The organism is Burkholderia cepacia (assembly GCF_001718835.1).
In the GTDB taxonomy this organism is placed as follows: Bacteria; Pseudomonadota; Gammaproteobacteria; order Burkholderiales; family Burkholderiaceae; genus Burkholderia; species Burkholderia cepacia_F.
This window is the reverse complement of sequence record NZ_CP013444.1, coordinates 2,606,226-2,627,579: the sequence shown is the minus strand read 5'-3', so window position 1 is coordinate 2,627,579 and position 21,354 is coordinate 2,606,226. Positions and strand designations below refer to the sequence as shown.

The following is a 21,354-nucleotide window of genomic DNA, read 5'->3' as shown; positions in this document are numbered from 1 at the left end:
CCATGACGCTATCCGACTCCCGCAGGAATGCGGTCGCGCTCGCGGCCGTCTGTCTCACGTCGCTGATGTTCGGCCTCGAAATCTCGAGCGTGCCGGTGATCCTGCCGACGCTCGAACACGTGCTGCATGGCGATTTCAACGGCATGCAGTGGATCATGAACGCGTACACGATCGCGTGCACGACCGTGCTGATGGCGGCCGGCACGCTCGCCGACCGGTTCGGCCGCAAGCGCATGTATGTCGCCAGCACGCTGCTGTTCGGCGCGACGTCGCTGCTGTGCGGGCTCGCGCCGAACGTGCCGGTGCTGGTCGCGGGCCGGCTGCTGCAGGGCGCCAGCGGCGGCGCGATGCTGATCTGCCAGATAGCCGTGCTGTCGCACCAGTTCCGCGAGGGCCGCGAGCGCGGCCGCGCGTTCGGGATCTGGGGGATCGTGTTCGGCATCGGGCTCGGCTTCGGGCCGATCGTCGGCGGCGCGATCGTCGCGCTGGCGAACTGGCCGTGGGTGTTTCTCGTCCATGCGCCGCTCGCGGCCGTCGCGCTCGCGCTGATCGGCGGCGCGGTGCAGGAGTCGCGCGATCCGCACGCGGGCAGCCTCGACGTGGCGGGCATCGTCACGCTGTCGCTCGCGGTGCTGGGCCTCGCCTTCTACATCACGCAAAGCGCCGCGATCGGCCTGACCAGCGCGACCGGGCTCGCGGTGCTCGGCGCGACCGCGCTCGCGCTGGCCGGCTTCGTCGTCGCCGAGCGCTGCAGCGCGCGGCCGATGTTCGACTTCTCGGTGTTCCGGATCCGCGCGTTCACCGGCGCGATCTTCGGCTCGATGGGGATGAACTTCAGCTTCTGGCCGTTCATGATCTACCTGCCGATCTGGTTCCAGGTCGCGCTCGGCTACGACAGCGTGACGGCCGGCCTCGCGTTGCTCGCGTACACGCTGCCGACGCTGGTCGCGCCGCCGTTCGGCGAACGGCTCGCGCTGCGCTACGGGCCGGGCGTCGTGATCCCGGGCGGCCTGTTCACGATTGCCGCCGGTTTTGCGCTGATGCGGATCGGCAGCGCGGCCGACCACGCGAGCTGGATGACGATGCTGCCCGGCTGCGTGATCGCCGGCATCGGGCTCGGGCTCACGAACACGCCGGTGACCAACACGACGACGGGGGCGGTGCCGAGCGCGCGGGCCGGGATGGCGTCGGGCATCGACATGAGTGCGCGGATGATCTCGCTCGCACTGAATATCGCGGCGATGGGCTTCGTGCTGGTCGCGGGGATCGTCGCGAGCCTGAAGGGCGGTGTCGCGGGCACGATCGGCGACGGGGCGCTGCGCCGGCTCGCGCAGGAGATCGCGGCCGGCCGCGTGGACGGATGGCGTGCGCTGGCCCAAGCCGACCCGACCGGCGCGGCCTTGCATGCGGCGCTCGTACACGGGTTCGGCTGGGTGATGGTGTACGGCGCGGCCGGCGTGGCCGTGCTCGCGACGGCGAGCGCGGTGGCGTTCGCGCCGGCGCGGCGGCGGGCAGCGGTGGCGGAGTGACGGGCGCGGGCGGCGCGGCCGTCGCATCGCGACCGACGACTTGCTACGCGCCGCCGCCGAGCGCGCGGTACAGCGTCATCTGGTTGTCGAGCCGGTCCAGCCGCGTCTGTTCGTCGGCGCTTTGCGCGTCGCGCAGCCGCTGCTGCTGGTCGAGCCACGGTTGCACGGCGGTCGCGCCGGCCGCGAACTGCGCGGCGGCCAGCGTTTCCGCGCGCCGCGCCTGCGCCAGCGCCAGCGCGCGCTGTTCGGCCTCGCGTTCGAGCTGGACGCGCGCCGACAGCGCGTTCTCGACTTCCGCGAGTGCCGTGTAGAGCTTCTGCCGGAACCCGACGACGGCTTCCTCGTACTGCGTCTTCGACACCTTGATCTGCAGCTGCATCGTGTTCCACTGGATGAACGGCAGGGCCAGGCCGAGCCCGAGCGTGCCGACCGGATTCGCGAGCACGCGCTCGAGGCTCGTGCTCGACGTGCCGGCCGCGCCCGTCAGCGTGAAGGTCGGGTAGAAACTGGTACGTGTCGCGTCGACCTGCGCGAGCGATTCGCGCAGCCTGAATTCCGCCGCGCGCAAGTCGGGGCGCCGGCCGAGCAGGCTGGCCGGCAGGCCGGCCGCCACTTCCGGCGGCGGCGCGTCGGGGAGCGCCGGCGGTTCGGCCGCAAGCTGTTGCGGCGGCCGGTCGAACAGGATCGCGAGGGCGTGACGGTTCTCGGTACGCTGCTGGATCAGGCGTGTCTGCGCGGCCCGTTGCGTGGCGAGGCTCTGTTCGGCCTGCGCCAGGTCGAGCCCGGAAGTCGCGCCGGCCGCGTGGCGCGAGCGCACCAGCGCGACCGTGCGCGCCGCATACGCGATGTTCGCGTCGCCGAGCGCGATCTGCCGGTTCAGAAAGCCGATCCGCCAGTACAGCGACGCGGTCGTGCCGATCAGCGACAGCCGCGCGGCCTCGAGATCGGCGGCCGTCGCGTCGGCTTCCCAGCGCGCGGCGTCGCGCAGCGCGGCCAGCCGGCCCCACAGGTCGAGCTCGTAGCTCAGCGCGCCGGTGACGCCGCTCGCGCGGCCCATCTGGTGCGTATCGAGCGTGCGCGACACGGCACCGTTCGCGCCGAGCGTCACGTTGGGCGTCAGGTTCGTGTTCGCGAGCCCGGCTTGCAGTTGCGCGCGGTACACGCGGATCGCCGCGATCGCGAGATCGTTGTTGGCGCGCAGCGCGTCGTCGATCAGCGCGTCGAGTTGCGGATCGCCGAAGCTGCGCCACCAGTCCGCCGGCGCGGCGGGCGCGTTGGGCGCGTCCGGCGGCACGGGCGATTCCCAGTGGGCCGGCATCGCGACCGGCGGCGGCGGCCGGTCGCGCGTGGCCGCGCAGCCGGCGATGAGCGCGGCGGCGCAGGCGAGCGCGCCCAGGCGGCGGATCGGGTAGGGCAGGGTCTTGGTCATTTTTGTCAGTCGCGCGCGAGCGCATCGATCGGATCGAGCCGCGATGCATTGCGCGCGGGCATGAAGCCGAATATCACACCGGTGAGCGTCGAGCAGACGAACGCGGTCACGATCGCGCCGGCCGAGAACACCATCTTCCACTGCGCGACGAACATCGAGAACAGCACGCCGAGCCCGAACGACAGCGCGATGCCGATCGTGCCGCCGAGCAGGCAGACCAGCACGGCCTCGACGAGAAACTGCTGCAGGATGTCGGACTGGCGCGCGCCGACCGCCATCCGGATGCCGATTTCGCGCGTGCGCTCGGTGACCGACACCAGCATGATGTTCATCACGCCGATCCCGCCGACGACGAGCGAGATCACGGCGATCAACGACAGCAGCAGCGTCAGCGACTGGCCGGTCTTCTCGACGGTCTTCACGACGCTGTCCATGTTGTACGTGAAGAAGTCCTTGCGGCCGTGGCGCTGGGTGATCAGCTTCGTCAGGCTCTGCTCGGCGGCCTGGCTCGGCTGCCCGTCGCGCACGCGCACGGTGATGCTGTCGAGATAACGCTGCCCGAAGAGGCGCCCGCTCGCGGTCGTATACGGCACCCACACGTTCAGGCTCTTCACGCTGCCGAACGCGCTTTTCTTGTCCGCCGTCACGCCGATCACCACGCACGGCACGTTGTCGACCAGGATCACTTCGCCGATCGGGTTGCGCGTCGCGCCGAACAGCTTGCGGCGCGTGTTCTGGTCGATCACGGCCACCTGCACCTGACGGCGCACCGCGTCCTCGTCGAACGCGACGCCCAGCGCCAGCTTCATCCCGCGCGCCTGGAAGAAGCGGTCGCCGACGCCGCTCACGAGTGCGTTCACGTCGACATTGCGGTAGCGCAGCAGCAGCGTGCGCGACGTTTCGGGCGTCGCGCTGTCGACGTACGGCTGCTCGGCGAGCGCGGCGACATCGGCCGGCACGAGCGTCTGGATCGCATCGGCGCGGCTGTCGCCCCAGTCGGTGCCCGGGTAGATGTTGATCGTGTTCGTGCCGATGCTGCCGATCTCGTCGAGCATGTAGCGCTTCGCGCCTTCGCCGATCGCGACGATCGACACGACCGACGTGATGCCGATGATGATGCCGAGCATCGTCAGCAGCGTGCGCAGCCGGTGCGACACGAGTGCGATCCATGCCATCCGGCAGGCCTCGGCGAAGCGGCCGGAGCCGGCCGACAGGCGGCGCGCGGGCCGCGCGGGTCGTGCAGGTTGTCCGGCGTCGACGGCGAGCGCCGGATCGGCGCCGGCGTGCGCGAGCAGCACGGGCGTCGCGTGCCACGCGGTATCCGGCTCCGCCGCCGTTTCGGCGGCCGCGGCGTAGTGCGGGTTCGAGCGGTCGGCGACGATCTCGCCGTCGCTGATCTCGATGATGCGGCGCGCGTGGCGCGCGACGGCCTTGTCGTGCGTGACGATGACGATCGTATGGCCGAGCGCGTTCAGCTCGTGCAGGATGCGGATCACGTCCTGGCCGCTTTTCGTGTCGAGCGCGCCGGTCGGTTCGTCGGCGAGGATCACGTGGCCGCCGTTCATCAGCGCGCGCGCAATGCTTACGCGCTGCTGCTGGCCGCCGGACAGTTGCCCGGGGCGATGGTGCGCGCGATCCGCGAGCCCGAGGCGCGCGAGCAGGCGCTGCGCGCGTGCGCGGCGTTCGGCCGGCGCGCTGCCTGCGTAGATCGCCGGCATCTCCAGGTTCGCGACCGCGCTCAGGTGCGGCAGCAGGTGATAGCGCTGGAACACGAAGCCGAAGTGCTCGCGGCGCAGTTGCGCGAGCTCGTCGCTGTCGAGCATGTGCGTGTCGCGCCCGCCGACCGTATAGGTGCCTTCGCTCGGGTGGTCGAGGCAGCCGAGGATGTTCATCAGCGTCGACTTCCCGGAGCCCGACGCGCCGACGATCGCGACGATCTCGCCCGCGTGGATCGACAGGTTGACGTTGTTCAGCACGACGACGTCCTTGTCGCCGGCCGGAAAGCGCCGCGTGACGTCGGTCAGCTGCAGCAGCGGCCGCGTCATCGTCACGCCCCCGTCGCCGACGCGGCTTGGGAGTCGGCGTCGGCGTCGCCGATCACGACGCGTTCGCCGTCCTTCAGGCCGGACAGCACCTCGACGCGCACGTTGTTGTTGATGCCGATGCGGACGTTGCGCGTTTCCGTGCTGCCGTCGGCGCGTAGCACGCGCACCGCGTAGGTGCCGTCCTTGCGTTTCTCGCCGAGCGCGGCGGCCGGAATGCTGAGCGCATTGCGCGCGTCGCCGAGCACGATGTTGACCTGCGCGGTCATCGAGATGCGCAGCCGGTGCTCGGGATTCGGCACTTCGAACAGCGCGTTGTAGAACACCGCGGAATTCGGTTTCGCGCCGCCGCCTCCACCGCCGCCGAGCCCGGCCTGCGATTCGAGGAAGTTCTGCGGCGCCGGTTCGATCGCACGCAGCTTGCCGTAGTGGCGCTTGTCCGGCTCGCCCAGGATCGTGAAATACGCGGTCTGGCCGGCGTTGACACGAATCACGTCGGCTTCCGAGACCTGCGCCTTCACGGTCATCGTGTCGAGATCCGCGAGCTTCAGGATCACCGGCGCCTGCTGTTGCGCGATCACGGTCTGGCCTTCCTGCGTGACGATCGCGACGACCTGGCCGTCGATCGGCGCGACGATGCGCGTGTAGCCGAGGTTGGCCTGCGCGGTCTCGATCTGGATGCGGGCCGAGCGGATCTGCGCGGCGAGCGACGCGAGCGTCGCCCGCTGCACGTCGAGCGTCGCGCGCGCGGCTTCGAACGACTCGCGCGATGTCGCGTCGTCGGGCAGCATGGCCTGCTGGCGCCGGAACGCGAGTTCCGCCTGCGTGAGTTGCGCGGCGGTCGATTGCTGCTGCGCGCGCAGGCTTTCTTCGCTGGCGCGTGCCTGGCGCAGCGCGTTCTGCGAGATGACCGGATCGATTTCCGCGAGCCATTGCCCCTTCTCGACCTTGTCGCCGAGCTTGACCTTCAGCGACTTCAACTGCCCCGAGACTTGCGCGCCGACGTCGACCTGCCTGAATGCCTGCAGCGCACCGGTGGCCAGCACCGCGTTTTCGAGATCGCCGCGCGAGACGGGCGCGCTCAGGTAGCGCGGATGCCGGTCGGGCGAGAGGTAGTGGAGCGACAGGCCGCCGGCGATCGCGACGACGACAATACTGGCCAGCGCGATGCGCCAGCGGCGACGGTTCTGTTTCATGTGGACACGGCGAAGATGAATCGGGCGTCGGCGACGCGTGCGGCCGATCGGGCGCCCATGATAAGCGAATTCATCTGAGGAAATCGTGCCGAACTGTGCGCGATTGTGGGTAATCGTTACCGCGCCGCGGCGGCCTGCGCCCGCCGCTGCCCGATCACGCGTGCCGCCCGCCCGCGTCGATCCGGCGTTGCGTGTCGGCGTCGACGATGTCGCGGATCGCGCTGAACAGCGGTGCGGCGTCGGTATAGCGGCGGCCATAGCCGAGATTGAACGCGTAGTCGAAATCGGGCGGATTGCTGCCCTGGGTGTGCTGCAGGATCGTCTCCAGCTTGTCGAGCGCCTTGACGGCCTTCGCTTCGGGCGACGCGGCCGCGTCGTATTCATCCCACAGTGCGACGATTTCGTCGCGCCGCGCGGGATCGAGCGACGCGGTCAGCGTCAGCAGGTCGTCGCGTTCGTGCGCGCGCTTGTCGGGGTGCGCGGCCTGTTCGATCGCCGGGATGTCGCCGTGCAGCGCCTCGCCGAGATCGTGGACGACGCACAGCTTCAGCAGCTTCAGCGTGTCGATGCCGGGCAGCGCATCGGCGAATACGAGTGCCATCAGGCACAGCCGCCAGCTGTGTTCGGCGGTGCTTTCCGCGCGCCCGGCCGACGTGTAGCCGCTGCGCAGCACATCCTTCAGGCGTTCGGCTTCGCGCAGGAACGCGAGCCGCGCGTGGATCGTGTCGGGAGTCATCGGTGAGGTCCGCAAGGTTCGCAAGGTCCGGGTTGGGAGCCGTCAAGCTTAGGCCGGACGCCGGCGCGCCGTCCACGCATGAAATATGCGCGGGGTCGTACTACAGCGTTTCCACGAGCCGCGCGGCCGTCCCGTCCGACAACGTCATCCGTGTCCACCGGCACATGCTGCCGCGGATCGGCACGACGCGCGACGCATTCGCGCCGGTCTCGAATTCGACGCTCGGCGGCCCCGCGCGATCATGCCAGCCGAGCGTATCGAGCGCGGCTTCCATGCGGACGATTTCCGGCGTCGCGTAGCGCCACAGCGACGTGCCGAGCATCGTCGGCAGCGGTTTCGCGAACTCGGCGGCGCGCAACGACGAGCACGCCAGCAGCCGGTGCGTGAGGTCGCACACGAGATGCATGCGGCCGGGATGGTCGCAGATGAGCCGCGCAAGCGCGTGATCGCCCGCGGAATCGAGGCGCGCGGCGAGCAGCCGTTCGGCCGTCGCGCGCTCGCCGGGCGACATCTGTTGCAGGCCGGCTTCCCAGCGCGAGATCGTCGATTGCGCCACGCCGAACAGTTCCGCCGCGTGGCTCTGCTTCACGCGGTGCAGCGCACGCCAGCGCTTGAGTTGCGGGCCGAGCGGCGGCGTTTGAAGCGGCGAGTCGGTCATGTGGGGGCTCCGGTTGCGTCCGTCGCGAACGGTCAGGGGAGGGGGAGTCCGCGTTGCGCGGTCAATAGTGGCTTTCAGCGGCTTTCAGCGGCTTTCGCCCTCGGAGCCGACGATTCTGGCGCAAGTGCCGGGCCTTGTCGAACTGCGGCGCGGCATTCATATTCGTGCCATGTTGTTGCGGCAACAATCGCAGGCAGACGTACGACAATCTCGCGGCGCATCCCGCGACCGCATGCCTTTTCCGAGGAAACACGCCATGCTCAAGACGCTCGCCCGCGCCGCGACCGCGCTCGCTGTTACTGCCGCCTCGATGCACGCCGCCGCGCAGACCAGCTACGACTACCTGTTGCTCGCCGCATCGTGGGAGCCCGGCTTCTGTGCGTCGCACGACACGCCCGAATGCACGAACCTCGCCGGCTCGTATGCGGCGACGAGCCTGTCGCTGCATGGCCTGTGGCCGAACCGCTATGACGGCAACCAGCCGTTCTACTGCGGCGTGCCGCAGAACGACATCGACCTCGACAACGCGCACCAGTGGTGCAGCATGGACGCCTATCCGATCAGCAGCGCGACCCGCAACACGCTGTCGACGTACATGCCGGGCGTCGCGTCGTGCCTCGACAAGCACGAATGGTTCAAGCACGGCACCTGCTCGAACTCGGCGACGCCCGATGCGTACTGGAACCAGGCGTCCGGCATGATCAGCCGGCTCGGCAATACGTCGTTCAACGCGTTCCTGCAGGCGAACGCGGGCAAGACGGTTACGCGCAACCAGTTGCTGTCGGCGTTCGAAGGCGCGTTCGGCAGCAACACGCGCAGCGCGGTGTCGCTGAAGTGCACGAAGACGAACGGCGTCAGCTATTTCACCGAGGCGTGGATCGCGGTGAAGACGAATGCGACCGCGCAGTTCCCGAGCGCCGCGTCGCTCGTGACCGACGGCAATACGCAGGGCACGTGCCCGACCTCGGGTGTGTATATCGCGAAGTAGGCGAGGTGGGCGGCGCGGGCCGGCGGCCGGCGCCGCGCCCCGTCGGCCGGCGGATGCGAACGGCCGGATCGTTCGGTCAGGCCGAGCGACGAAATTCCGCTGGATAAATGGCTGAATTATTCGAATTAATTAAACGGTGCCATTATTCAGTAATGGAAAAACATCGATGCTGTCGATCAACTTTATTTGATTTTACGGTTTCATATTTGAAAATCAGGTTTTGTAAGCTATTCTCGAATGGCTCGAATCAGGCTGGTTCGAGCCAGGCAGGGCGGTTCAATCCGATGCAGGAAAATCCGACGTGTTGAAGCCAACTTTGACAGGAGTGGATCATGTCTTCTTCGGGCTATATCGCAATTGCATTGCAGGCAGACGATGGGCTGTATCTGAGCCGCATCAATCGGGGCAGTGAAAATCCGATCGAGGCGGCAAAGAAGGAAATCGATGTTTTTTCGAAATTCCGGGTGGTGACCGTCGGTCCGCAGCAGATCGCGCTGCTCGCCGATAACGGCCTTTACCTGAGCCGGATCAATCGCGGCGCGACCAATCCGATCGAGGCCGCCAAGCAGAACGTCGACGTGTTCTGCTTGTTTACCGTGTCGAACGTGGGGCCGAACAAGATCACGCTGCGCGCCGACAACGGGCTGTACCTGAGCCGGATCAATCGCGGCAGCATCAATCCGATCGAAGCGGCCAAGGAGCGGCCGGACGTCTTCTGCGAGTTCGCCGTCACGACGTTCTTCGAGTAAGCACCGGCCTGCATGGAGCCCGGCGGCGATTCTGTCGCACGGCTCCATGAACAGCTTGCCGACGTTGCGCGGCGGACTGGTCGATCGGTTCGTCGCGCATCCTCCCGCCCATCGTGGCGAATCCACAGCTGAATGCGGGCGTTGTGTCCGAACTGCGGCAATAATACGCGTCCGACGACTGTACGACACCGGTCGATGCAATGCCGACCATGATTAGCGAATCGACACCTTGTGCGGAAAGTCGTGCCTCTAGGTCAGTGCCAAAGAACACGCTGGCGCGATGCGCGATGATGAGCGGCTCATTGACCTGCTGGCCTAACTCAGACGATGTCGAGGAGTCGACAAAGAGACTCAGTCGTTTGATTCCCTGCCCGTTCTTGTTCAATGGGCTGACTTCCAGATAGTCCGGACTGAACCGGAGGTTGGTGAAATAAACGCCGACACCTTTGGCCCGCGCTGCGTCGCATAGTTGCGCGTATTGGCAAGCGAGGCCTGAGCGATTGCTGGAGCCGGCGAACTCATGCTGATGCCGCTCTCCTTTATGTCGACACGCGGTTCATATTCACAACCTGAGAACGTCGAACGCAGCGAAGCATCCTGTTGCCAAAACGACGCTTCGCTACCGCGGAAATAGTACTTCATGCCGTCAGGCGGATGTCCAAAGGTCAGTTCCTCACGCTGCAATCGATCATCGGGCTGCGAACCGACGGTGAGGTTGGGCCTACTGCAGAAATGGGGCGTTGCCCCATACCATAGTTCATCGCTCGTTTGCACAATTCGAATACGCACAGCGTAGGTACGTACACACGGAGCGTCACATTGACGTAACGATTTGAAGGCGTTCGTTCAGGTTAAACCTTGACACGGGAGATCGAAATGGCAGAGACATCGAAAGAGCGTATGCACGGCCTTTATGGCAAGGCCAACCCACAGTTCCCGGTTGGACTGAAGGATTTGAGGGCGTACGTGAAGACAGGGGCAGCGCTGCCACCTGCGCCACTATCTGTAGATGACTACAGCGAAGTGACAAACTGGCCGATGGACGGCAACAACCAATATGGCGATTGCACCATGGCTGCGGCAGCCCATTCGATTCAGGCGTGGAACGCGGTGGTCAATCGAACCGATCCGGTGCCGAGCGAACCCGCGGTTGTTACCGAGTACCTGAAATTGACCCACGGATTGGATTCAGGGTTGGTCGAGGCAAATGTATTGAAGACGTGGCGCAGTGCCGGACTGTGGGGAAACAAGATTGTCGGCTATGCCCCGGTCAACGTGCACGACTTGAACCAGATCAAGCAGGCAGTCCATCTTTTCGGCCTTGCTTATGTCGGGATGCAGGTCCCGGCGAATGCAGAAACGCAGTTCGACGATGGGGAGGCGTGGACTCTGGCTCCCGGGTGGCAGTCGCAACGTATCGTGGGTGGGCATGCCGTCCCCATCGTCGGTTACGACGAGACCTATTTCTACGTCATCACCTGGGGTGCCGTGCAGAAAATGGCGTACGACTGGTGGCAAACCTATGGGGATGAAGCGTGGGCGATCCTGCCGCAGGAGTTCAAGGAAGCCGGTGGCTACGACAACCTGAATTTGCCACAGCTCATGGCTGATCTGCACAACGTCTAGAGGGCTGAATCGACCATGCGAAGCCCAAAATCGAGGCGTGGTGAAAGCACATTGCTACGCCTAGGTGACGTGTCAGTGCGATGGCTGGAGGGCCGTTGAGCCTGCTTTTCATCGCGACGGCTTTCGCGTGCAATCGGTCAGGGCTTCGGGCTGGCCGAGGCTCAAAAGTCCTCTCTCATTTTGTGAAACAGGTCACCGGCCGATTCATGCGTGTTCACCGCGTTGATGATGTCGGTAGGAGAAACCAGGACAGGTTCAGTTGCGTGCCGGAATCGCCGACGCATACGCGAAACGACGGGGCTTTGACGGGAGAGCGGGGGCTCGGCGTCGCGTCAACGGAGGCCGCCGGAACGCAATTTCCCGTGTCTGCCGGAACCGATGGGATGGTGCTCGGGCTTGCGCCAGAGGCCGCCGGCAAGCTCGCAGCGGCAAGCATAATTGGTGCGGCGGTGGAGCCAAGGCGCTTCATGCATGCCCCCGATGAGTTCCATTGGACAAGGCGGCCGCTTGTGAGTTGTGAGTTCGATGATGTGTGGTGAGCGCTGCCATCACTGTTGCAGTGAGCCCGATGCGCGAAGGTACTGCCTTGAGCAGGTACTCGCGGGACGTGTTCTGCGACGCGCATTTGGCCTGCGCCTCGATATTCGTTTTACCTATCAATGATGCGGCTGATAGCTGAGCGGAAGTGAGATTGACCATGAGCACTTATGCGCAAAAATGGAACGTGGCAACGCCGCACGGGCGAATCCTGGCGGTCATCGTCACAGTGTTGGCTGTTTCTCTGCTAGTCACGATAGCGTTCTTAATCTGGCCATCGGCCATTGAGAAGAATATCGGGAACGATGAGATATTCAAGTTGACATATCAGTTTTTTCTAATCGTTGTGCTCGGTGGTGCACTGTCGTTCGGATTCAGCCTACTTCAGTATGAACGAACGGTCCGCGAAACGGAGCGAGCATTGCAGAGCCAGATTTTGCGTGAGGTGGTCCAAGCCTACAACGCTGCTAAGAAAGTCAGGCGGCTACTTCGAGCGAAGGCTGTCCAATGCACTGATCAAGCTGCCAGCAGTTTTATTATCTGTCAGGAGTCTTACGATAAGCAGATGCAAGTACTTGTGGACATCCAGCTTGATTTCGAAGCATTCAAAATTCGTGTCGAGAATAATCCTAGGATTTTCCCGTCAGATTCCGGTCTGGCAGAGGTTATGAATTCCATTGAGCAGTACCTAGGCAATGTTGTCGGCGAATATGAGGAATACTCCTGGTCGTTTGGCGGGCAGTCGCCTACCCGACCGCTGACATCCCTCCAACACCTCCATGAGTTCGTGATGAAGTTTAAAAGGGGCGGGGCGTTCGACATGGAGTTCAAGAAACCATTTCACAAGGTAGTCGGCGCTCTACAAGACCTCATTATCAAATGAAGGGGCCGACCGCCGGACGATCGCTTTTGGGAAGCATGTATGGTCGCTCCGGATCGACTTCGGCCGCTCGCATGGCGCGGATGCCGCCCATGTGCAAACGGCCCAACATGCAGGCTACCCATCAGGGTGGTGCGCGTGCGTCGCGCGCCTGTCATCGTGAATCCACTCGTCTGCGCTTGCCTGCCCGTCGTCTCGGGCAGGGCGGCCGAGCGAGACATCGATTCACGCAGCACATGGCAGGAGTCGTCACATGGAAACCCCAACCCCCAGCGGAAATCTGCTGCAGGATCTTTCCGCCAACCTGGCGGCCATCGCCGAGCGCGTTGGCCGGAGTGTCGTCGCGGTGCACGGCCGGCACCGCTTTCCGTCCAGTGGAGTAATCTGGCAACCGGGCGTGGTGGTCACGGCGGCGCATACGCTCAGGTACGAAGAAGGTATTGAAGTCAGCCTGGCCGATGGCCGCACCGTGGCGGCCGTCTTCGCCGGACGGGATCCCGGCACCGACCTGGCCGTGCTGAGGATGGGCGACGTGGCGTCGAGCCCGGTCGAGACCGGCGACGCGCGTTCGCTCAAGGCCGGCCATCTGGTGCTCGCGGTGGCGCGCGTGGACCGGTTCGGCGCCAGCGCGGATTTCGGCGTCGTGGGCACGGCAGGCGGTCCATGGCGGACCTGGCGAGGCGGCCAGTTCGATGCTTTCGTGCGACTGGATGGCGGACTGCGCCCCGGTTTCTCCGGTGCAGCTTTGACGGATATGCAGGGGCGGGTGATGGGGCTGTGCACGTCGGCGCTCGCGCCTGGCGCGGGCATGCTGATTCCGGCCTCGATCGTGGCGCGCGTGTGCGACGAGTTGTCGAGAAAGGGGCGTGTCTCGCGCGGCTACCTTGGCGTGGGCACCCAGACGGTGAACCTGCCGCAGGCATGGGTGACGAAACTGAATCTGGCTTCCGGGCGCGGGCTGCTGGTGGTGTCGCTTGCGGCGGGCGGGCCTGCGGAGCAGGCCGGGGTGCTGATCGGAGACGTGCTGATCGAACTGGACGGCCAGCCGTGCCGCGACATGGACGACGTGCATGCCGCACTTGGCGGCGAGCGCATCGGACAGTCGTTGAAGATCGGGCTGATCCGCGGCGGCGAGCGCAGCGAGTGCACGGTCACGGTGGGCGAACGCCCGCAACGGAATTCATGCTGCTGAGAATCGTGTAAGGCGTCGCATGCCGAATGCCGGGATGACACCGATGAGTCCGCTCAGGGTCGCCGTCGTCGCCGCCTCGTCGCAGGCGCGCGCAAGCCTGCAGGCGCTCGTCGATGCCACGCCGACGCTGGATTTCGCGGGAAGCGCGGCCGACGCCGCGGCGATAGCCGACCGTTTTGCCGGCGAATCGCCGGATGTGGTCCTGGTCGAGCTGGAGCCGCAGGCCGGCGACTGGCCGATGTCGGGAGCGGACCGTCATCCCGCGGTGCCGGCGCTCGTCCTGCTCACGGACGACGCGGACGGCGACTGGATCCATGACGCGCCGGCGGGCGGCGCCACCGCGCTGCTGCCGCGCGGCGCGACGCCCGGCGAAATCACCGCCGCGATCGAGGCCGTGGCCGCGGGCCTTTGCGTGCTGTCCCCGGAGACCCTCGCCCGGCTGCTGGCGGAGCGCAAGGCGCCTCGCCAGACGGCATCCGCGGCGCTGGTCGAAATGCTCACCCCACGCGAGATCGAAGTGCTGACGATGCTTGCCGAAGGGCTCGGCAACAAGGAGATCGCGCGCCAACTCGACATATCGGACAACACGGTGAAGTTTCACCTGTCGTCCATTTTCGGCAAGCTCGGCGCGAGCAGCCGCACCGAGGCCGTCATGCAGGGGATGCGGCACGGTCTCATCATGGTGTAGCCGGTCATCAGGCCGATGCTGGCCTGCGCGTTTGATCCGTGCGTGAGCATGTGAACGATCTCAGGGTTTCCGAGCGTGTTGGCGGTTACCGGCGTTGACTAGAAACAAAAGAGTCTCGTCACACCCTTCGCCCTGCGGAGGAGGTCATGATGAATCACAAGCAGCGAATCAGCGCATGCGTGCTCGCGATCCTCGCAGCCGCTCCCGTGCTCGCCCAGCACGAAGACCACGTCGCTGGGCAGCCGCAGGGCGGGAAGTTCGGCACGGTGAAGTTCCCGACTTCATGCAGCGCGGCGGCACAAGTCCAGTTCGAGCAGGCATTGGCGATGCTGCATTCGTTCTTTTACCCTGCGACGCTCAAGGCGTTCGAGGCCGTGATCAAGACCGATCCGCAATGTGCGATCGCGTATTGGGGCCTTGCGATGGCCCAGCCTCCCAATCCGCTGGTTCCGCCTTTCGACGAGGCGGCGCTCAAGCGCGGATCGGATGCGGTGGAGAAAGGCCTCGCGCTGGGCCCCAAGACCGAACGGGAGCGTGACTGGCTGCTCGCGGCCGAGGCGTTTTACAAAGATTACGACAAGATCCCCCAAAGTCAGCGCACGTCGGCATACGAGCACGCCATGGCGCGCTTGACGCAGAAATATCCCGGCGATTCGGAGGCCGCGATCTTCTACGCGCTCGCACTCAACGAGGCCGCGCCGCCCAGCGACAAAACGTACGCCAATCAACTCAAGGCGGCGGCGATCCTGGAGAAGATCTACCGTGAGCAGCCCGACCATCCCGGCATTGCGCATTACCTGATCCACAGCTACGACTATTCACCGCTCGCGCAGCGTGGATTACCGTTTGCCGACAAATACGCGCAGATCGCGCCGGCCGCGCCGCACGCCGTGCATATGCCTTCGCACATCTACTCGATGCTCGGCATGTGGGCCGCGTCCGTCAGATCGAACGAAGCGGCGCTGAAGGTGATGCGCGAAGAAGCCGCCAGGAGCTGGCCGGGCGCCACCCACCCGTCGGCGCCCCATTCATGGGACTTCATGGAGTATGCGTATCTGCAGCTGGGCCAGGACGCACGCGCAAGGCAGGTCCGCGACGACGCCGATGCCGCCACGAAATTTCCGTTCGACCGACTGGTGACCTATACCGGGCTGGAAGCCATCCCGGCACGCTATGCGCTCGAGCGCGGCGCCTGGCAAGAAGCGGCTGCGCTGGAGCCGCGCGGCAGTCGCTGGCCGCAGGCCGAGGCAATCACGTACTTTGCCCGCGCGCTGGGCTGCGCTCGCGGCGGCAAGGCGGACATGGCGCAGACGAACATCGACATGCTCACGCAGTTGCGCGCGAAACTCGAACAGTCAGGCCAGCCTTACTGGGCCGAGCAGGTCCAGGTTCAGATCCTGGCCGCTTCGGCGTGGCTGGCTCATGCCCAGGGCAAGGACGACGACGCGCTGAAGCAGATGCGCGCCGCGGCCGACCTGGAGGACGGGAGTGAGAAGAATGTTGCGATGGAGAATCGGCTTTACCCGATGCGCGAACAACTGGGCGAGATGTTGCTTGATCTGAAGCGGCCCGCCGATGCGTTGAAGGAATATGAAGCATCGATGCAAGCGACTCCCAACCGCTTGCGCGGACTGTATGGTGCGGCGACGGCGGCGGATCTGGCGCAGGAGAGACAGAAGGCGAAGCTTTACTATGGAAAGCTCGTTGTGCTCACGCGAGACGCGGACACCAATCGGCCGGAGGTTCGTCAGGCGAAGCTGTATCTTGATCAGCATTGAGGTGATCGGTGCCGACCGATGCACATTGGAAGCTGCCGAAGGGCGAATTTTCCGTTGCGCTTGCCGACGCGCGCCGCTATCGACCCGCCGCCGTTGCGCCGGATCAGTCGCGCTTGACTTCCGCACTTCAAAAAATCGACCGCCCCGAATAGGTCGTCAACCATTCCAAAGCCAACGTCCCCGCCAACGAGTTCCCATTGGCATCGAGCCCCGGCGCCCACACACAAACCGCCATCTCCCCCGGCAGCACCGCAACGATCCCGCCACCGACGCCACTCTTCGCCGGCAACCCGACGCGATACACGAAATCCCCCGCCGCATCGTAGGTGCCGCAGGTCAGCATCAACGCCGACAGCCGCTTGGCGGAACTCGAGTCGACGATCCGCTCGCCGGTCACCGGCGCGACACCGCCATTCGCGAGAAACAGCGCCGCGCTGGCCAGCTCGACGCAGTTCATCGTGATCGCGCACTGTCGGCAATACGCATCGATCACCGTGTCGGGCGGCATCTGCATGTTGCCGAAGCTCGCCATGAAGTGCGCCATCGCGCGGTTGCGCTCCGCGTGCTGCAGCTCCGACTGCGCGACGCGCGAATCGTAGTCGATGTCGTTCGTGCCGATCAGACGCCGCACGAATTCGACGAGCGCCGTCTCGGCCTTCACGAAACGGCGGCACAGCACGTCGGTGACGACCAGCGCCCCCGCATTGATGAACGGGTTGCGCGGCTTGCCGCGCTCGCTCTCGAGCTGGACCAGCGAGTTGAACGCGTTGCCGGACGGCTCGCGGCCGACCCGTTCCCACAGGTCATCGCCCAGCAGCTGGAACGCGAGCGTGCACGCGAACAGCTTCGAGATGCTCTGGATCGAGAAGCGCTCGTATGCGTCGCCGACCGTGCAAACGTTTCCGTCGAGTGTCACGACGGCCATCCCGAACTTGTCGGCGGGCACTTTCGCGAGCTCGGGAATGTAATCGGCGACCCGTCCCTGGCCGATCCAGGGGGCGAGTTCGGTGTGGATGCGTTCGAGGATGGTTTGGTAATTCATGGCGTGAGGCGAGGGCGGCGCGGCGCCCGGATTCAGGCGAGCCCGTATGGAACCGTCCCGGCGCCGATTCGTCAAGCGCCATGCGCCGCCGGTCGGCCTTTGCGCCCTCATTTTTCGAAACAAGAAGGTGCGCATCCGGCAGGCGCAGTATCATGCGGTACGTTTCGGCTGCCGAACCTTGTCCGTTCCTGCGCCGCTTCCCTGTTGAACCGATTGTGTGCCCATGTCTTTTCGCATCCTGCTCGTCGAAGACGACACCCGCCTGTCCACGCTGATCGCCGGCTACCTGCGCAAGAACGACTATGAAGTCGACACTGTGCTGCATGGTGACGCCGCGGTGCCGGCGATCCTGTCCATTCGTCCCGATCTCGTCATTCTCGACGTGAACCTGCCGGGCAAGGACGGCTTCGAGATCTGCCGCGAGGCGCGCAAGCAGTACGACGGCGTCATCATCATGGTGACGGCCCGCGACGAGCCGTTCGACGAGCTGCTCGGCCTGGAATTCGGCGCGGACGATTACGTGCACAAGCCGGTCGAGCCGCGCATCCTGCTCGCGCGGATCAAGGCCCAGCTGCGCCGTGCGCCCGCGCGCGCGGCCGACAGCTCGGCCCCGCAGCCCGAGCGCTACGCGTTCGGCAAGTTCTCGATCGACCGCACCGACCGCTCCGTCGTGCTGCCCGACGGCAGCACGCCCGACCTGACGTCGGCGGAATTCGACCTGCTGTGGGCGCTCGTGTGCCATGCGGGCGAAGTCGTCAGCCGCGACGACCTGATGCTGCAGTTGCGCGGCGTCGAATTCGACGGCCTCGACCGCACGATCGACGGGCGCATCTCGAAGCTGCGCCGCAAGCTGCGCGACGACGCGAGCAACCCGCAGCGGATCAAGACGATCCGCAGCAAGGGCTACCAGTTCAGCAAGCACGCGTGGGGAGGGGACGAGTAAATGTGCATAAGTTGTTGATTGTTAATATATTGTGTTGTGTGTCAGTTGGGGGCAGCAACATAGCGGTTAAAAAGGGCTATGAAGAAGTCAGGCTATTTGGGATCCCTTTTGGCGGAATTTGACGCCTGAAGCGCGAGACGCCTACATCGGAAATCGTAGTGCGGCTGCGCTTTCGTATATGTCGGAAGAGGAATGGGGCGATTGGTGCATTCAGTACGTAAGAACGATCCCGAGTACAAGCAGTGTCACGGTCTTTAATATTTTTGGCGAGCCAAGCTATCGATGAAGCTGAAAGAAGCCATGATTGCCATGGTCCTTATGCTCGTCGCCTGCTATATCGGGGCGGGCGCACCTCCGCTGGAGTTGCTTCTTAAGCCGTCCGTCGTGTTGGATGGCTTGGCGTTGAAGTCGGGTACTTGGCACTACAGGAATCGCGAGGACTATGCCGCGCCCGCGTCAGAATTTCTGGCAAGCCGATTTTATACACTGATCATTGCAACGTTGTGCGCGGTGTGTGGTGTAGCGGTGGCTACGGTACGTGTGACGTGGAAGCGCTTAGCTTTTCTTATCGCAGTGGCGGTAGCGCTTCAGTTTGTTTTCTGCTACGCCAAAATGCGGGCCTTCTATTTTCCGTGGTGAGGGCTATGTCGATTCGAAAGACCGTTGCCCTCCTTGTGGCTGCCGCACTCTCGTGTTTTATCGGATACGCCGTGATTGTGTCGACACTGCTGCACGTGGAAACACTGAGGCAGTTGGATCGGCTTGTCAGTTTTGGCTACTTGAGTTTCGTTGACAGCTTAGAAATTGGCGATGCAGACGGCCCCGCAGACTTTTTTTTCGGTGGCGTCGGACTTGTTTTGCTTGGCAGTCTCCTGCTGACGAAAATTCCAAGCGTCGAACGAATCGCGCGGGGCGTTGCGTGTGCACTGTTTCTGTTCCTGGCCTCCTGTCTTGTCTACGCGTGCCTGCATTCGCGAGTTGGCGAGGTGCCCGACTATCTCCGCTCCGCGCCTACAGCGAAGTAGGCGGGGCTATCAAGAAATTCTGGAGTGTGTGATTGACATGTCCGGTCGCGGCAATGAATAGCGGGTATGCGTGCCATTGCTACCGGTGACGGTCGGGGGGCGATCCGGAGCGGGCGTTCGGGGCACGACCAACTCAGCGTTTCTTGCTGAAGGTATACCGCTCGCTCCGAGAGTATCGGTGATCTTTACGGTTTAACCCGATGATCCGTGAATTCATAATCGGCCATGCAATCGACCGAAGGGTCTCGCTCAATAGCCGAAAGATGAACCGTATCGTTATCTGTAAAAGTGTAGGTGTAGACATCGGGTGTAGGAACGCCCTCCGTAATGAGTGAAATCTTGTCGCCCTTTGTTTCCCACTGGCCCCGCTCCTCATTCAAAAGCTGAGTCTTTTCAGGATTTTTGTAGAATGCAATTTCGAACTTGCCGTCCAATGATCTTTTCATAGTCCACGACATATAGGAACATTTTCCATCCTTGTCCCTCTGACCCTGCCAGTTACCAACCAAACGATCATCGAGGGCCGAAGCGAGATTGGATGCGGAGAGAAGAACTGCAGCAAGCAAGAAATTTCGATTTATGAGTTTCATAGTGAATTTCAATACATAGGGCGATCACACCGGCTCTACGGCAACTGGGCGTGAAACTTGAGAGGGCGACTGAACGATCTCTCTCGGAGAGTCGCTGAAGTCTGAATGTCCGACCGACGCTTCTGGCGAACGACGCTTCCCGGCCAACTCCCTGGGGAGGAGACTGAGTATCGTACTCACCCCGTGCGGCGCCACTGATCAAGAGGACTGGAGGCTGTTTGTTCCTGGCAGTGGCGGAAGGCACTCGGCGATCGAAGGCGGCCGAGCCGATCCCGAATCGCCGCTCTGATCAGTGAAAAAAGCCCGCGCAGCGCGCGCGGCCGAAAGCTCGCACAGTTCCCATAAAACACATCTGGCGAGGTACTACCTCGACGATATGACCGACACGCCAGTCGGGGTAAACTCGCGCTTTTGAATGGGTGCGCAAAAGTGCACCAATCCATCGCTAAGTGATTGATTGTGTTTCTTTATTTTTACAGAAAGCATGCGTGGGACTGACGCTGCGCGGGCCGGCGCGGCTGCCCATCCGGCGCGGGCCGGCCGCGTCCGCCCCACCCGATAGCCGAGACCCGCGATGATCAAACGACCCGCCGCGCATCCCGATGCGCCCCGCCTGTCGCCGCTGCGCTACGTCAAATGGCGCTGGCTGCATTTCCGCCGCGCGTGGACCGATACGCGCGCCGACCGCATTCCGAGCTGGTCGCGCCTTTACGTACGCACCTACCTGCATCTGCTCGGCCTCGTGCTGCTGACCGCGCTCGTGCCGGCGCTTGCGCTATGCGTCGAATTGTCGCCGCAGGTCGTGTGGCATGCGTTCGATTCGCTGCCCGGCGACATCTGGATCGTGCTCGCGTTCGTGTTCGCCGCACCCGCGCTCGCGGCGTACCGGTGGATGCGGCCGGTGTGGTCGGATCTCGTGATGGTGCGCGAGCGCGCGATCGACTTCACCGGCGGGCGCTTCAACACGCGCGCGCGCGAATCGCACAGCGTGATCATCGGCCCGCTCGCGCGGACGCTGAATGCGCTCGCGATGCGGATGGAACGGCTGATCGCCGCGCAGCGCGACCTGACGAACGGCATTTCGCACGAGCTGCGCACGCCGCTCGCACGCGTGCGTTTCGCGCTGGAAATGCTGCGCGAGCCGGGTTCCGCGGCCGAATACCAGAGCGCGCTCGAGAGCATCGCGCAGGACGTGACCGAGCTCGAGGAACTGATCGACATGAGCCTGACGTTCGCGCGGCTCGAATACAGCTCGCTGCAGTCGAACCTCGAGCCGACGGCACTGGCCGCATGGCTCGAGCATCAGGTCAACGACGCCGCGCTGCTGTATCCGGAGCGTGCGATCGAGTCGCGCATCGCGATCGCGTCGGACCTGCGGGTGAGGATGGACCGGCGGCTGATGTCGTACGCGATCCGCAACCTGCTGCGCAACGCGAGCAAGTACGCGCGTTCGCGCATCGTGGTCGGCATCGCGATCGACCACGGCAACATCGGGATCTTCGTCGAGGACGACGGCCCCGGCGTGCCGGAGAGCGAGCGCGAGCGGATCTTCGACGCATTCGTGCGCCTCGACCGCCGCACCGGCGGCTACGGCCTCGGCCTGTCGATCACGCGGCAGGTGCTCCATGCGCACAACGGCCGGATCGCGGTCGTCGATCCGGTCGAGCTCGGCGGCGCACGCTTCGAGATCAGCTGGCCCGCGTGACCGGCGCCCGCCGCCGGCCGC

Annotated in this window: 19 protein-coding genes and 1 pseudogene; 12 read left to right on the top strand and 8 right to left on the bottom strand. The window is 64.6% G+C overall.

From position 1 onward, the window contains the following. Positions 1-2 precede the first annotated feature (2 nt). On the top strand, positions 3-1,529 hold the full coding sequence (locus WT26_RS31520; protein WP_069274773.1) for an MFS transporter: 1,527 nt from the start codon (positions 3-5) through the stop codon (positions 1,527-1,529). A gap of 43 nt (positions 1,530-1,572) precedes the next feature. On the opposite strand, the gene WT26_RS31515 is transcribed toward WT26_RS31520, so the two are convergent. From WT26_RS31515 to WT26_RS31495, 5 genes are all read right to left on the bottom strand, one after another. After that, a complete protein-coding gene (locus tag WT26_RS31515; protein WP_069274772.1) occupies positions 1,573-2,958 on the bottom strand; it encodes an efflux transporter outer membrane subunit in 1,386 nt (461 codons plus the stop codon). A 5-nt stretch (positions 2,959-2,963) separates the two neighbouring features. Beyond that, entirely contained in the window at positions 2,964-5,003 is a 2,040-nt protein-coding gene (locus tag WT26_RS31510; RefSeq protein WP_069274771.1) for a MacB family efflux pump subunit, read from the bottom strand. Positions 5,004-5,005: 2 nt separating this feature from the next. After that, the gene (gene macA, locus WT26_RS31505; protein WP_069274770.1) at positions 5,006-6,196 is read right to left on the bottom strand and encodes a macrolide transporter subunit MacA; all 1,191 of its coding nucleotides are present in this window, start codon (positions 6,194-6,196) and stop codon (positions 5,006-5,008) included. 154 nt (positions 6,197-6,350) lie between these two features. Next, positions 6,351-6,932 (bottom strand): HD domain-containing protein, encoded by a 582-nt coding sequence (locus WT26_RS31500; protein ID WP_069274769.1) that lies wholly within the window; start codon positions 6,930-6,932, stop codon positions 6,351-6,353. Between the two features lie 100 nt (positions 6,933-7,032). Continuing rightward, positions 7,033-7,590, bottom strand: coding sequence for a helix-turn-helix domain-containing protein (locus WT26_RS31495; RefSeq protein ID WP_069274768.1), 558 nt, complete (start codon positions 7,588-7,590; stop codon positions 7,033-7,035). A 256-nt stretch (positions 7,591-7,846) separates the two neighbouring features. On the opposite strand from WT26_RS31495, the gene WT26_RS31490 reads away from it, so the two are divergent. Next, positions 7,847-8,578, top strand: a complete 732-nt coding sequence (locus tag WT26_RS31490; RefSeq protein ID WP_069274767.1) for a ribonuclease T2 — start codon at positions 7,847-7,849, stop codon at positions 8,576-8,578. A 332-nt stretch (positions 8,579-8,910) separates the two neighbouring features. Continuing rightward, entirely contained in the window at positions 8,911-9,327 is a 417-nt protein-coding gene (locus WT26_RS31485; protein WP_045563786.1) for a fascin domain-containing protein, read from the top strand. 163 nt (positions 9,328-9,490) lie between these two features. Here the strand turns inward: WT26_RS31485 and WT26_RS36800 are convergent. Then, positions 9,491-9,834 (bottom strand): annotated as a pseudogene (locus WT26_RS36800) (isochorismatase family protein); the annotation flags it as partial. A gap of 369 nt (positions 9,835-10,203) precedes the next feature. Here WT26_RS36800 and WT26_RS31480 point away from each other — a divergent pair. The 5 genes from WT26_RS31480 to WT26_RS31455 all read left to right on the top strand — a co-directional run bounded on the left by WT26_RS31480 (position 10,204) and on the right by WT26_RS31455 (position 16,028). Further along, entirely contained in the window at positions 10,204-10,953 is a 750-nt protein-coding gene (locus WT26_RS31480) for a hypothetical protein (protein WP_155123273.1), read from the top strand. 697 nt (positions 10,954-11,650) lie between these two features. Beyond that, complete coding sequence (locus WT26_RS31470; protein ID WP_069274766.1) at positions 11,651-12,373, top strand: hypothetical protein; 723 nt, start codon at positions 11,651-11,653, stop codon at positions 12,371-12,373. 250 nt (positions 12,374-12,623) lie between these two features. Beyond that, the gene (locus WT26_RS31465) at positions 12,624-13,562 is read left to right on the top strand and encodes a S1C family serine protease (protein WP_069271560.1); all 939 of its coding nucleotides are present in this window, start codon (positions 12,624-12,626) and stop codon (positions 13,560-13,562) included. A gap of 19 nt (positions 13,563-13,581) precedes the next feature. Beyond that, positions 13,582-14,250, top strand: a complete 669-nt coding sequence (locus WT26_RS31460; RefSeq protein ID WP_069271559.1) for a response regulator transcription factor — start codon at positions 13,582-13,584, stop codon at positions 14,248-14,250. Positions 14,251-14,396: 146 nt separating this feature from the next. Then, on the top strand, positions 14,397-16,028 hold the full coding sequence (locus tag WT26_RS31455) for a hypothetical protein (protein WP_069271558.1): 1,632 nt from the start codon (positions 14,397-14,399) through the stop codon (positions 16,026-16,028). Positions 16,029-16,155: 127 nt separating this feature from the next. Here the strand turns inward: WT26_RS31455 and WT26_RS31450 are convergent, their stop codons facing one another. Then, positions 16,156-17,070: a glutaminase gene (locus WT26_RS31450; protein WP_059525536.1), complete on the bottom strand. Its 915-nt coding sequence runs from the start codon at positions 17,068-17,070 to the stop codon at positions 16,156-16,158. A 223-nt stretch (positions 17,071-17,293) separates the two neighbouring features. Between WT26_RS31450 and WT26_RS31445 the strand changes: the two genes are divergently transcribed. The 3 genes from WT26_RS31445 to WT26_RS31435 all read left to right on the top strand — a co-directional run bounded on the left by WT26_RS31445 (position 17,294) and on the right by WT26_RS31435 (position 19,038). After that, the gene (locus tag WT26_RS31445) at positions 17,294-18,013 is read left to right on the top strand and encodes a response regulator (protein ID WP_069274765.1); all 720 of its coding nucleotides are present in this window, start codon (positions 17,294-17,296) and stop codon (positions 18,011-18,013) included. Between the two features lie 282 nt (positions 18,014-18,295). Beyond that, positions 18,296-18,652 (top strand): hypothetical protein, encoded by a 357-nt coding sequence (locus tag WT26_RS31440; RefSeq protein ID WP_059957868.1) that lies wholly within the window; start codon positions 18,296-18,298, stop codon positions 18,650-18,652. A gap of 5 nt (positions 18,653-18,657) precedes the next feature. After that, positions 18,658-19,038 (top strand): hypothetical protein, encoded by a 381-nt coding sequence (locus WT26_RS31435; protein ID WP_059803331.1) that lies wholly within the window; start codon positions 18,658-18,660, stop codon positions 19,036-19,038. 185 nt (positions 19,039-19,223) lie between these two features. Here the strand turns inward: WT26_RS31435 and WT26_RS36790 are convergent, their stop codons facing one another. Next, complete coding sequence (locus WT26_RS36790) at positions 19,224-19,628, bottom strand: lipocalin family protein (protein WP_080426150.1); 405 nt, start codon at positions 19,626-19,628, stop codon at positions 19,224-19,226. A 574-nt stretch (positions 19,629-20,202) separates the two neighbouring features. Between WT26_RS36790 and WT26_RS31430 the strand changes: the two genes are divergently transcribed. Further along, complete coding sequence (locus WT26_RS31430) at positions 20,203-21,333, top strand: ATP-binding protein (RefSeq protein ID WP_069274764.1); 1,131 nt, start codon at positions 20,203-20,205, stop codon at positions 21,331-21,333. The last annotated feature ends 21 nt before the right edge of the window (positions 21,334-21,354 follow it).

Coding starts and splice junctions, on each gene's coding strand:
- WT26_RS31520 (WP_069274773.1), top strand. CDS start 3: ATGACGCTATCCGACTCCCGCAGGAATGCGGTCGCGCTCGCGGCCGTC.
- WT26_RS31515 (WP_069274772.1), bottom strand. CDS start 2,958: ATGACCAAGACCCTGCCCTACCCGATCCGCCGCCTGGGCGCGCTCGCC.
- WT26_RS31510 (WP_069274771.1), bottom strand. CDS start 5,003: ATGACGCGGCCGCTGCTGCAGCTGACCGACGTCACGCGGCGCTTTCCG.
- macA (WP_069274770.1), bottom strand. CDS start 6,196: ATGAAACAGAACCGTCGCCGCTGGCGCATCGCGCTGGCCAGTATTGTC.
- WT26_RS31500 (WP_069274769.1), bottom strand. CDS start 6,932: ATGACTCCCGACACGATCCACGCGCGGCTCGCGTTCCTGCGCGAAGCC.
- WT26_RS31495 (WP_069274768.1), bottom strand. CDS start 7,590: ATGACCGACTCGCCGCTTCAAACGCCGCCGCTCGGCCCGCAACTCAAG.
- WT26_RS31490 (WP_069274767.1), top strand. CDS start 7,847: ATGCTCAAGACGCTCGCCCGCGCCGCGACCGCGCTCGCTGTTACTGCC.
- WT26_RS31485 (WP_045563786.1), top strand. CDS start 8,911: ATGTCTTCTTCGGGCTATATCGCAATTGCATTGCAGGCAGACGATGGG.
- WT26_RS31480 (WP_155123273.1), top strand. CDS start 10,204: ATGGCAGAGACATCGAAAGAGCGTATGCACGGCCTTTATGGCAAGGCC.
- WT26_RS31470 (WP_069274766.1), top strand. CDS start 11,651: ATGAGCACTTATGCGCAAAAATGGAACGTGGCAACGCCGCACGGGCGA.
- WT26_RS31465 (WP_069271560.1), top strand. CDS start 12,624: ATGGAAACCCCAACCCCCAGCGGAAATCTGCTGCAGGATCTTTCCGCC.
- WT26_RS31460 (WP_069271559.1), top strand. CDS start 13,582: ATGCCGAATGCCGGGATGACACCGATGAGTCCGCTCAGGGTCGCCGTC.
- WT26_RS31455 (WP_069271558.1), top strand. CDS start 14,397: ATGATGAATCACAAGCAGCGAATCAGCGCATGCGTGCTCGCGATCCTC.
- WT26_RS31450 (WP_059525536.1), bottom strand. CDS start 17,070: ATGAATTACCAAACCATCCTCGAACGCATCCACACCGAACTCGCCCCC.
- WT26_RS31445 (WP_069274765.1), top strand. CDS start 17,294: ATGTCTTTTCGCATCCTGCTCGTCGAAGACGACACCCGCCTGTCCACG.
- WT26_RS31440 (WP_059957868.1), top strand. CDS start 18,296: ATGAAGCTGAAAGAAGCCATGATTGCCATGGTCCTTATGCTCGTCGCC.
- WT26_RS31435 (WP_059803331.1), top strand. CDS start 18,658: ATGTCGATTCGAAAGACCGTTGCCCTCCTTGTGGCTGCCGCACTCTCG.
- WT26_RS36790 (WP_080426150.1), bottom strand. CDS start 19,628: ATGAAACTCATAAATCGAAATTTCTTGCTTGCTGCAGTTCTTCTCTCC.
- WT26_RS31430 (WP_069274764.1), top strand. CDS start 20,203: ATGATCAAACGACCCGCCGCGCATCCCGATGCGCCCCGCCTGTCGCCG.